Annotated in this window: 13 protein-coding genes; all 13 read right to left on the reverse strand. The window is 40.6% G+C overall.

Annotated features, from left to right (window positions below):
• Window positions 1-21: 21 nt before the first annotated feature.
• A complete protein-coding gene (locus G602_RS29330) occupies window positions 22-1,827 on the reverse strand; it encodes a hypothetical protein (RefSeq protein ID WP_049945340.1) in 1,806 nt (601 codons plus the stop codon).
• Between the two features lie 19 nt (window positions 1,828-1,846).
• On the reverse strand, window positions 1,847-3,178 hold the full coding sequence (locus tag G602_RS0119175; RefSeq protein WP_026660432.1) for a discoidin domain-containing protein: 1,332 nt from the start codon (window positions 3,176-3,178) through the stop codon (window positions 1,847-1,849).
• Window positions 3,179-3,435: 257 nt separating this feature from the next.
• Window positions 3,436-4,419: a PstS family phosphate ABC transporter substrate-binding protein gene (locus tag G602_RS0119180; RefSeq protein WP_026660433.1), complete on the reverse strand. Its 984-nt coding sequence runs from the start codon at window positions 4,417-4,419 to the stop codon at window positions 3,436-3,438.
• Between the two features lie 142 nt (window positions 4,420-4,561).
• Window positions 4,562-4,777 (reverse strand): hypothetical protein, encoded by a 216-nt coding sequence (locus G602_RS0119185; protein ID WP_155829991.1) that lies wholly within the window; start codon window positions 4,775-4,777, stop codon window positions 4,562-4,564.
• A gap of 41 nt (window positions 4,778-4,818) precedes the next feature.
• Window positions 4,819-5,343 carry a ribosome maturation factor RimM gene (gene rimM / locus G602_RS0119190; RefSeq protein WP_026660436.1) on the reverse strand — a complete coding sequence of 175 codons (525 nt, stop codon included), beginning with the start codon at window positions 5,341-5,343 and terminating at the stop codon, window positions 4,819-4,821.
• A gap of 1 nt (window position 5,344) precedes the next feature.
• The gene (gene trmD / locus G602_RS0119195; RefSeq protein ID WP_026660437.1) at window positions 5,345-6,124 is read right to left on the reverse strand and encodes a tRNA (guanosine(37)-N1)-methyltransferase TrmD; all 780 of its coding nucleotides are present in this window, start codon (window positions 6,122-6,124) and stop codon (window positions 5,345-5,347) included.
• Between the two features lie 159 nt (window positions 6,125-6,283).
• The gene (locus G602_RS0119200) at window positions 6,284-6,514 is read right to left on the reverse strand and encodes a KH domain-containing protein (protein WP_026660438.1); all 231 of its coding nucleotides are present in this window, start codon (window positions 6,512-6,514) and stop codon (window positions 6,284-6,286) included.
• 23 nt (window positions 6,515-6,537) lie between these two features.
• Entirely contained in the window at window positions 6,538-6,780 is a 243-nt protein-coding gene (gene rpsP / locus G602_RS0119205) for a 30S ribosomal protein S16 (protein WP_022760214.1), read from the reverse strand.
• 112 nt (window positions 6,781-6,892) lie between these two features.
• Window positions 6,893-8,269, reverse strand: a complete 1,377-nt coding sequence (ffh, locus tag G602_RS0119210; protein WP_026660439.1) for a signal recognition particle protein — start codon at window positions 8,267-8,269, stop codon at window positions 6,893-6,895.
• Between the two features lie 3 nt (window positions 8,270-8,272).
• Window positions 8,273-8,617: a YlxM family DNA-binding protein gene (ylxM, locus tag G602_RS0119215; RefSeq protein WP_026660440.1), complete on the reverse strand. Its 345-nt coding sequence runs from the start codon at window positions 8,615-8,617 to the stop codon at window positions 8,273-8,275.
• A 110-nt stretch (window positions 8,618-8,727) separates the two neighbouring features.
• Window positions 8,728-9,813 (reverse strand): glycoside hydrolase family 25 protein, encoded by a 1,086-nt coding sequence (locus tag G602_RS29335; protein WP_049945341.1) that lies wholly within the window; start codon window positions 9,811-9,813, stop codon window positions 8,728-8,730.
• A gap of 5 nt (window positions 9,814-9,818) precedes the next feature.
• On the reverse strand, window positions 9,819-10,694 hold the full coding sequence (locus tag G602_RS0119225) for a YitT family protein (protein ID WP_026660441.1): 876 nt from the start codon (window positions 10,692-10,694) through the stop codon (window positions 9,819-9,821).
• A gap of 3 nt (window positions 10,695-10,697) precedes the next feature.
• Window positions 10,698-11,927: a threonine ammonia-lyase gene (ilvA, locus tag G602_RS0119230; protein WP_026660442.1), complete on the reverse strand. Its 1,230-nt coding sequence runs from the start codon at window positions 11,925-11,927 to the stop codon at window positions 10,698-10,700.
• Window positions 11,928-11,940: the final 13 nt, after the last annotated feature.

The following is an 11,940-nucleotide window of genomic DNA, read 5'->3' on the forward strand; positions in this document are numbered from 1 at the left end:
TAGATTCCCTCACTTTCCAAATTAAGGTGTATAAGGTTCCTTGATAAGTACAACGGTTCCGTCTTTATCCAATACTATGTTCATAAGAATTCCATCTTCAAATTCGTATCTCGTCAGATATTTATTGAACTCTTCAAGTGTGAGATATCTGTGCATACCGTCAGAAGCATACTGAACATATATCGGACAATCCTCTGCAACTTCAAAATCTTCGTAATTATTATCATATCCGCCAATTTGATAATCATTAGTAAAATCGTTCGGATCAAGTCCGTACTTTTCTATTTCTTCTGTATCCTCCTCAGTTACAAACTCTACATAGTCGCCTTTAATAGTTCTTCCTGTTCCCGGCTTACAACTAATAAGCTCTCTTTTATATGGAGCGCCCTCTGTTCCTCCTGCACAGGATATATCTTCTTTTCTTCCTGAAAAGCTAAGACTACCGAGAGCAAAAGCAGCCACCTCTCCGTCCATAACCTCACTCGATCCATGATTTTCAATTATGTAGGCAAAGGCGTATCTGTTATTGTTGATGTACGTAATTGTGAATCTTCCACTATAATATACGTAATCATCATCCCCAACACTCCAGGTAGCATACTTGGTCAGTTCACCATTTATCCAATGATATTCAGGCTTATAAATCCAGTCATCTGTATCATTTTCGCCACCGTCACCATAAACTGTGATATATTCAGTATCGAGGTCACCATATATCTCTTTTATGCACCTTTTAACATCCACAGAAAATCCGTCGTATTCAAAGCATGTATTTATTATTTTGACTTTGCCTTTTTCATCACTGTCAACACAGTAATATGTACCATCTGAATTGATTTTCATCTCCTGGTTCACAACGCCCGGGAACTTCTCCCTATTGATAATATAAAGAGCATTCTTCGCACTTTTATTGATTCCCGCGAAGCATCCATCAGAAGTTGACATGCAATAAAACGGTAAATCCTGCGGCGTGTCGAACACCCAGTCCATATCGGTTCCCACGAAGGCTCCAAAATCATTTCCAAAAATCTCCGAGGCTACATCACTTGGCAAATCATCCACATTTTTTCCGGGCAGATGAAAAGTAATATCCAAAGCGCCTTTATCATATCCTTCAAGTCCCTTTGCAGTTGAATATTCTTCCGCAGTTCCCGAAGCTACGTCATAGTCAATTTCCTCAATAGTAGCCTTCCAGGTATATTCATCAACCATCTCGCAGTCACCCAGTTTACCGGTAAATAAACCATCTCCACCGGATGGGTAATCCTCACTATCAGCTGACGAATCATCCTCTCTTATGAAAGAACCACTAAATTTACCGCCTTCCTCAAAGTCAATATATGTTCTGTTACCACTCTCATTATTTGTAGTAGGTGCAAGTTCAAACTCCCAGCCAACTAAAGCCTTGTACAGATCAAAATCTACTTCTTCAGTATCTTTACTGTCATCTTTTGCCAGTTCATCATCTGATTTTTCATCTGTCTGTTCTTCATCTTTCAGCTCTTCATCTGTAGAGAGCTCATCCTCTGACTGTACATCATTTGTCTGTTCATCTTCAGATGTCGCACTGTCATTTTCGGTGCTACTGTCGTTTTCATTCTTACTGTCCTCTGAAGCCTGATTGCCCTCATCTGTATCGCCTTGTTCAGCGGATGCATCCCCGTTTTGGGACTCCTGTTCTTCAGATTTCATTTCTGTTGAAGGTCCATCTATTGTGCCGGAGCTTCCTGTTTCTCCTTTGACAGTGCTGCTGCATGCTGCTGTACTAAGCAACATTGTTGTGATAACGATTATTGATAATATATTTTTTATATAATTCTTTTTCATTTTACCCCCTCATCCGTATTTAATACACGAGTACCTCACTAACGCAGGTGTCATCATACTTTGTCCCTGCCTTTGCGCCTGTGACAGTTATAACTATCGTGTCCGTAACTACAGGTTCTTCAAGCCCAATCCTTGTGCGATTAATTTCTGCTAAATTTTCTGCAGAAAAGTTCTCATATGCATAGCCTTCCATCATGCTTTCAGTTACTACATTTCCATCACCAAAGTCCACCGAAACCTCAGTTAACATACCATTATTTGTATATTCCTCATAGCCTGCAGTATAACCGTTACAGATAAGAACTCCGCATACAGGCTGTTTTTCATCAAGATGAAGCACTATGGTCTCACCTTCGCCTGTTCCCGGAACACCCTCAGCCCATACAGTTGAAGGATCACCATCCACAAGATTTTCTCCCGAATATGTCTTGTCTCCGGATTTTGGAAGTTCAGAAGATGTTTCTACTGAAGAAACACCAATATTATGATCACGATATCTTCCGCATAGTAATGTCACTCCTAACCTGCTATCTGGATTCTTTTTTAAGAGTATATCCGCATATCCCAAATATCCCTCATCACCGCCATTGCTCTCATAGAAGCCGGGGCCTGATATAAGAATATAATCATCATCTTCGAAATACTGCTTACTTGATATTATCTGCCATCCCTCTCCATCTGCAAACAGAGGATAATAATATCCATCCTCAACGCGCTCGTACTCGTAAGGTACAAAGTTCTCTTCTCCATAGTATTCCTGAAACAATTCTTTCACTTTTTCTAATGGAATTACTGTCTCATCATTTATTTTTTCAACAATATCTTCATATGATTGAGATTGCCCATAAAGAACACTATTTATAATCTGAAAGCGAAGTGAAAACTTATCCCTATCATCCATTTCAGAAAAAATCCTGTTCTCATCGCCAAGAATACGCGCAAAGCTCACACAATCGCACATTTCAGACAAGATGTCAGCATTGGATGGAGAAACAGGCTCTGTCTCTCTCAGGGCATCTATTATTGATACATAGTCAGAATTAGACATTGCTGCAAACTTCACTTCTTCATTTTCTGTTGTCTGCTCTGATTCCTGTGTTTCCACCAGAAGATCACCTGATTCAAGCTCTTCATTTTCATTGTCGTTGGCCATCTGCTCAGATTCCACAGGTTCTTCAGACAGCTCAGCCTGTGCATCAGATATTTCTTCCTGCTCATCCTGTAAGTTTTCTTCTATAGCCTCTGCATTATCCTTTTCATCTGTTTTACTATTGCCGCACCCTATAATGTTTAACAGCATAGTTGCTGCCAATAATGTTGCAATTATTGAGCTTATTATTCTCCTTTTCATAATTTGTTCCCCTTTCCTCATAAATCAAAAACGCCTTACAAAAAGACGTCAACTATCTTTCCATAAAGCGTTTATTCATCATTATGATCCGTTTTTTTACACAAGAAGAAAGCGCATGTAAAAATTGCGCAGGAACAGAAAACGGCATTAAGTTTAATGCTCTCTAGTCCTTCCATATGTATCTTCCCCTTCAACAAATATTATTATACTTGATGTAGGGAAATTTTCAGTAAATATTTTATTTCTTTATACTTTTTTTATTTTATTGTCACATAGCCGCAAGCCTCTATCATTGTCTGACCTTCATCTGTTAATAGCCAGTTGACGATTTTGCCGATATTCTCATTTTGATTATCCTTACGGTAAACCACATAAAACTCAGCAGATAAAGGATATGATCCATTTTGAATATTTTCAGCATCAGGATAAATTCCGTCCACGGATATCATCTTCACATTTTTATTTGCAACCATTCCCGACAGATAGTATCGAAATGAGTATCCTATAGCTCCACCAAAGATAGCGAAAGGACTCCTCTTTGTCTGCGTTTCCCCTCCCATGAATTTATCCATCATGGTCTGACTTCCGGAGCCCTTAATTCTTGTCATCGGATTAATAAGTTTATCCGGCCCGCCAACTTCATTCCAATTGGTTAATTCACTTTTGTATATTTTTCGTATCTGATCTGCAGTAAGCCCTTCTACGGGATTCTTACTGTTAACAAAGAACACAAATGCTTCGCGCCCTACAGGAACTATCTCCAGCTCAACGCCTTTTCCCCTGGCATATTCCATCTGGTCTGCGGAAGGATGCGCAGTAAAAAACAGATCAACACTACCATCTACCACGGCGTTGAAGCCCCTTATGGTATTCTGATATTGCATTACGCTATCTTCTGCAAAATTCTCACCATAATAATTGTCGTCAGAGAATTCGCCTCCTTCATATGTAACAGAACCTGAAGGATAACAGTTGTCTATAACCGATGCATATACAGGAACCAATGCAGCAGCCCCATCAAGTACCGGAAGATCATCATTCTCTGAAAAATGTAATGAAGATCCTGTCCTTGCGAGCTTCGAATCCTCCTCAAAAGGAAGAAATGCTCCTACATCGATCATTTTTATCCGGGTTGCACCGCTATAATTATTTCCTGTTCGTCTCGTAATCGTAAAAAAGAGAAAGCCGTTTATTGCAATGAAAAACAAAATAGCAAGAATCAATGTCATATATTTTCTCATGGCCAGATCTCCCTTGAAATAAAATATATGATCGATGAATGAATATAAGCGTAGTATATATAAATCATATGAGCGGACGTCAGTACTGTTCCTGTAACAAGAACAGTCACTAATGCCTTGAAATATTTTCTATCGTCCATAATCACATGCTACTCACAATCGCTATAGTTAATAAAAGAAGTAATGCGCATAAGCCGGCAGCTATAACAAAAAGCACAATACTTACTATGAACCATGTGCTAATAGCAGCATTTCTTCTGCTATTTGTCTCCTTTGCCGCCTTACCATCAATAATAAAAGCAATTATTGAGACTATCAGATTGATTATGAGCCCCCATCCGATTAAATTAGTCAACACCCCAAACATCTTTCATCCTTCAGATATATCACATATCCCTTTTAGTCAAACAGCCCGTCCATTACATGTATTGTCATGACTTTATTATCAATATCAATATTTTTCACGCACTCCCTGATTCCGGGGATCATGACGGTATCAGCTCCGTCCCCGGCATCGCTGCGCTCCATTTCATAAACATCGTTTGCGCCTGTCTGTATTACCTGCTTTACGATTCCGAGTTCTTTACCATCCTCGTCTACAACCTTCATTCCTTCAAGGTCAGCCAGATAGTACTCACCCTCTTCAAGCGGTATGGCATCCTCTCTTCGAACAATGAGTTCTCTATGTCTGAAGCGCTCAACTTCATTTATGTCATTAAACTCTTTAAATTTTACAATTACAAATTTCTTGTTAAAACGGACTCTCTCTATAGTGAGTTCCTTTTTCCCCTCGCGGCCTGTATCGAGAATAACCTTTTCAAGATCAAGGAATCTCTCCGGGTCCTGAGTTGTGGGGAATACGTTTACTTCGCCCTTAAGTCCGTGTGTTGAGGCAATTACGCCTACCTGAAAATATTCTGTCATTTTATTTTCCCTCGTCAATTTTGTCCAGAATCTTATTTCGCTTTTTTAGTGCCTTTGCGGTGAACTGCTCCGGGTGCTCCTCGACATATTTGTCGTAGAGTTCAGGGCGGCGCTCTTTTGTTCTCTCAAGAGACTTCTGAAAACGCCATACATCAACATTAGCATGATTTCCCGATAAAAGTACAGGGGGAACCTTTTTGTCCATCCATACTTCAGGTCTTGAATACTGTGGGTATTCAAGAAGCCCATCATCAAAGGATTCCGTTTCAGCAGATTCCTCATTATTTAAAACACCGGGAACAAGTCGTGAAACAGCATCTATCATTACCATCGCAGGAAGCTCACCACCTGTTAAGACATAGTCACCGATTGAGATGTAGTCCGTTACTATTTCTTCAAGAACCCTCTCGTCAATTCCTTCGTAATGTCCGCACAGAAAAATCAAATCTTCACTGAGTGACAGTTCTCTCGCCATCCCCTGTGAAAAAACCTTACCCTGAGGTGTAACGTATATTACTCTCGGGCTTGCGTCCGGATTCTTTTCTCTTATTTCTTCAAGGATTGCCTTATAGCAATCATAAATAGGCTGCGCCTGCATAAGCATACCTGCGCCGCCTCCATATGTATAATCATCAACCTTATTATGCTTATTATTAGCATAATCCCGGATGTTTACAGCCTTTGCAAATATTGTTCCCTTATCAATGGCACGCTTTAATATGCTGGTATTTAATGCCTCCATTACCATTTCAGGGAAGAGTGTCATTATATAGAAATTCATTGTATCCCCTCATCCGGCACTTCGTGCCACCTGTCTACGCTCCGCTTCGGTCCGCGCAAAGCCGACGTCCCCCGGACGTCGTGCGCCCCCTAGGGGAAGGCAGGGATTATTGTATAATAAATTACCCGGAGCCAAATAGTAGCTCCGGGCATAGTAATATCAGTCGACAATTTCAACATCAACTCTAAGATTTTCTCTGGAAGATGCTGCCTTAACAACAGAACGAATAGCCTTAGCAATTCTTCCCTGTCTTCCAATAACTTTACCCATATCGGAAGGTGCTACATGCAGCTCTACAATTATGTTGCGTCCATCATTTTTCTCGTTAACCACAACTTCATCCGGATTATCGACCAGAGCCTTTGCAATTACTTCAACCAATTCTTTCATGAATTTTCCCCTAGTTAAGCTAATTACTTAATACCTGCCTGCTTGAAGATCTTGCTTACAACGTTTGTAGGCTGAGCTCCGTTAGCAAGCCACTTCTTTGCGAGCTCCTCGTTAACCTTGCATGTGCTGGGATCTGTGTTAGGATCGTATGTTCCGATCTCCTCGATGAACTTTCCGTTTACAGGGAACTTGGAATCAGATACAACGATACGATAAAAAGGAACCTTCTTCTTTCCGATTCTCTTAAGTCTAATTTTTACTGCCATTTTAAAATCCTCCATTTAAATAAAAAATATAAATAAGTTATTGCTATGATAAACGAATTACTCCGCAATCATCATATATATGTAATCCGGTCAAATCCGGATCTGCATATCATTAAAAGAATTTACCAAAGCCGCCTTTTCCAAGACCGCCGAGAGCACCAAGACCTCTTCTGCCCTTCTTGCCCATAAGTCCGGGCATCTGCTTCATCATCTTCTGCATCTGCTCAAACTGTTTAATGAAGCGGTTTACATCCGCTATGTCATTACCTGAGCCCTTAGCAATTCTGTATTTTCTCTGTGGACTCATAAGCTTGGGATTCTTTCGTTCCTCCGGTGTCATGGAAAGGACGATTGCCTCAATCCTTGCAAGCTGCTTCTCATCAGGAAGCTGATCATCACTTATCTTGCCCATTCCGGGAAGCATTCCCATTATTGCTCCAAGGCCGCCCATGTTACGCATCTGCTTCATGGATTCAAGGTACATCTCGAAATCGATCTTACCTTTTTTCATCTTGGAAGCCATCTCGCGCTCTTTTTCTTCATCGCGCTCACGATTTGCTTCCACAGCCTTATCTATCAGACTAAGGACATCACCCATTCCGAGGATTCTGCTCGCCATACGATCCGGATAAAACTGTTCCAGATCCGAGAGCTTCTCTCCCATACCTACGTAAAGAATAGGCTTACCTGTAACCTGTCTTGCTGAAAGTGCAGCACCACCTCGTGTATCACCGTCCATCTTACTAAGGACTATACCATCGATACCGATACGGTCATTGAACTGAACTGCCACATCAACTGCAGCCTGTCCGGTCATAGCATCAACAACAAGGAGTGACTGATGTACAGTAACAGCATTCTTGATGTTGATAAGCTCCTGCATCATATCTTCATCGATCTGCAGACGACCTGCAGTATCGAGAATTACCACATTCTCATTATTCTTCTCAGCATGGGCAATTGCAGCCTTGGCAATCTCTACGGGATTAACATCCGTTCCCATTGAGAAGAAATCAACCTCCTGCTTCTCAGCGTTTATCTTAAGCTGATCTATCGCAGCCGGTCTGTATATATCGCAGGCAACAAGCAGGGGTTTTTTACCCTTAAGCTTAACCTTACCTGCTATCTTAGCAGCGGTGGTTGTCTTACCTGTACCCTGAAGACCACACATCATGATAACAGTGATACTCTTACCGGGCTGGAACTGAATCTCAGTAATATCAGATCCCATGAGCTCTGTGAGCTCCTCATCAACTATCTTAACAACCATCTGAGCGGGATTAAGGCCATTTAAAACGTCTTCACCTACCGCTCTCTCCTGAACCTTGTTAACAAAATACTTAACAACGCGGAAGTTAACATCAGCTTCAAGAAGCGCCATCTTGACTTCCTTCATGGCTGTCTTGACATCTTCCTCGGAAAGACGCCCCTTACCGCGCAGATTCTTGAATACGTTCTGCAGTTTATCAGATAAACTCTCAAATGCCATCTATTAGGACAACTCCTCTGTAATTGAATCTATAGTTTCAAGGATTCTCGCTTTAAGCTCATCCACTTTAATATCCTTATCAGATGCAGCATCTCTTAATTTATTAAGCTGTCTTCTGATTCTGTCTGTTCTCTCGATCATATGAAGTCTCTTCTCATATCCTTCAAGAGAATTGGTGCATCTCTTCAAAAGATCATGTACACCTTGCTTGCTGATATCATATTCCTCAGCAATCTCAACAAGTGACAGATCATTGTAGACCGCATCCTCATATACTTTCTTCTGATGATCCGTCAGAAGCTCACCATAAAAATCATATAAGAGCCCCTGCTCAACTATCTTCTCCATATCTGCTCCGAATCACTTTTTTACAAAGAGTCGCATAAATAAGAAATGCGATACTATACGCACGAAGCATATAATATCGCATAATTATTTTTGTGTCAAGTATTTTTACTTTACTTAATGTTTATACAGATATCCAGATTGACATCTCCATCAATTCCGTCAACAATTCCATTCTTTGAATACTGCCACATCTGATATTTATATGGATAGTACTGGGGAAAATCGTAGTAAACAACCCATATCGGATAATTCTGAAGTTCTTCCTTATCCAACAGTTCCATAAAAGTTCTGATATTTCCCTGAAGCATGGGAGTATACCCGGCTTCGCTTATTTTCCTGCAGAAAGTATCTGCTATCTCTGAATAAAGCGTACCTGACAGCTTAGCTGTCCTTGCATCCGAAGTACTTATCTGCTCTAAATCTATTGCCACAGGATAAGTGATTTCAGCTCCGCTTAACAGCTCTATTACATAATCAGCTTCTTCCTCTGCCTCAGCTGTGTTAATAGCCTGAGAATAAAAATACACTCCGATCCCAAGCTCTGCTTTCATAGCCTTTTTCAAATTTGTCTTAAAATAATCATCCTCAAGCAGTTGTCCTTTAGCTGTACCTCTAAGGCCTGCCCTTATCATTACGAAATCGATACCGTCTTCTTTTACTTTGGCAAAGTCAATATCACCCTGAGTTCTTGAAACATCGATTCCATGTGTGACTTCTATGTTCTCATCAGCACCGATATAGGATAAATAGCCATCGCCATCTATGGTCATATCTTCATCTGCAATGGGATTCTTATCCAAATTCTTATCTATCGGAGTAAAGTAATACTGCCCTGCGAACTCCGTAACTATATCATCAGGAAATATACTTCTGATTGCTCCAAGCTTGTCACCCTCATCAAGCTTTTCCCTGAATTTCGAACGCAGTTCATCTCCAGCCTGCTTCATAGCTTCTGAAACAGCCTGATCCATAAGCTGCTGCGCCTGCGCCTTGGTATAATACCCCTCGCTCTCAAGAGCATCGAGCTCACTTTGGGATGCCTCTGCCTGCCTCTTGGTTGCTGCATTACTCAAAAGAAGCGCAATACAAGTAGACAGTGATAATATGCTCACCAGACTGAGAAAGATTACCGAAATGAGAATTTTGGTATTTCTTACCATCTTGCTGTATTTTTTTTGATTATCAGTATTTTTCATAAGTCTTATATTCGCTCATCAAAATAGCTCTTATAGCCTTCACCAAAAATCTCTGAAGCACTTGTTACTATCATAAATGCATCCGGATCCTCCTCGCGAACTATATCCTCTGCCAGAGGAGAAAGCCTCTTTTTAATAGCGCAGAGAATAACCTTCTTCTCTTCGCCACTATATGCACCCTGTCCAAAGACATGTGTAACACCTACATCGAGTTCTTCAAGAAGTCTTCCGGTTATCTGATCCGTATTATCGGAAATAATATAGATCAGCTTAGCCTCATCTCTACCGTAAAGAACAAAATCTATTACATAGGATGTTATCATCACACCAAGGAAGGAATACAGTACTACCTTAATATCCTTCAGGACAATCCCGGCAAACGCTATAACAAAAATATCTATAATAAGAAACAGCACACCGGTCTTGATATGAGGATATTTTATTCTCAGTATCTTAATTATAACATCTGTTCCGCCGGTCGTCGCATGACATTTGAAAGTAATTCCTATACCAATCGCAACAAATATACTTCCGAAGATAACACCCAGGATAACATCCTTAACAATAAATCCTGTCGCATATTTTGCGAGAATATCTGTAAAAATTGAATTCGCAACCGTAGCATAGACAGTTGAAATAGTAAACCTTATACCAAATTTATAAATCGCCAGGAACAGTATGGGAATGTTCATTAGCATAAACCATATACCTGTTCCTATAGGGAGAATCCTGTTTAAAACAATAGCAGCACCGGTCATTCCACCCGGCGCTATATTGTTAGGATCATTGAACATACTCGTTCCTATTGCATAAAGAAAAGCTCCAAATGTAATAAGTAAATAGTCTGTTCCCTTTTTTGATATTTTTTCAACGTAAGTCATATATTAAATATTTGTACGAACAAGCTTTGGCTTATATCCATTTTCCTCAAGGATTTTGATTATCTCTTCCTTGTGCTCGCTACCAAATGCCTCCAAAGTAATTCGCAGTTCCACTGCTGCGTTTCTATTAATTGATACAAACTGATTATGCTCAAGTTTGATAACATTACCACCTGTCTTAGCAACAACTCCTGCAACTGCAGCAAGCTGTCCCGGCTTGTCGGGAAGAAGTACTGAAACTGTAAATATACGGTTTCTCATTATGAGTCCCTGCTGAACAACGGAAGACATTGTGATAATATCCATGTTTCCGCCGGAAAGTACACATACAATGCGTTTATCCTTAACATTAAGCTGTTTCAGAGCTGCAACAGACAAAAGTCCTGAGTTCTCAACAACCATCTTGTGATTTTCAACCATATCAAGGAATGAAACAACAAGGTCCTCATCAGGTACCGCAATTATATCATCTATGTTTTCCTGAATATAAGGGAAAATCTTCTCACCAGGAGTTTTAACCGCTGTACCGTCGGCTATTGTATTAACAACAGGAAGTGTAGTTACCTTGCCATTCTTTATGCTCTCCTGCATGCAATTAGCTCCTGCAGGCTCTACACCAATAACCTTAATCTTAGGATTAAGGAGTTTGGCAAGAGTGCCAACACCTGTAGCAAGTCCGCCACCACCAATTGGCACCAGAATAATATCTACCGTGGGAAGCTCCTTGATAATCTCCATCGCAATGGTTCCCTGACCTGTTGCAACATCAAGGTCATCAAACGGATGAACGAATGTATATCCCTTCTCTTCGGCAAGCTTAAGCGCATGCTCGCATGCTTCATCATAAACATCGCCATGAAGAATTACTTCCGCTCCAAGAGCCTTTGTTCTGTTTACTTTGATAAGAGGTGTGGACGTAGGCATTACGATAGTAGCCTTCACTCCATAGCTCTTTGCTGCATAAGCAACACCCTGTGCGTGGTTACCTGCTGAAGCGGTAATGAGTCCCTTTTTTCTCTCCTCTTCAGACATAGTGGATATCTTGTAATAAGCACCTCTTACCTTGTAGGCACCTGTTCTCTGAAGATTCTCGGGTTTAAGGTATACTTTGTTACCTGTGGTTCCACTCCAGTAGTCACTGAAAATAAGCTTTGTTTCAAGTGTTACCTTTTTTACATCCTCATATGCTTCCTCAAATGCAGGAAGTGTAAGGCTCTTGTTGTTCTCAGACATGGTTTTCTCCTCC

It is taken from the genome of Butyrivibrio sp. AC2005, from assembly GCF_000424145.1.
GTDB lineage: Bacteria > Bacillota > Clostridia > Lachnospirales > Lachnospiraceae > Butyrivibrio.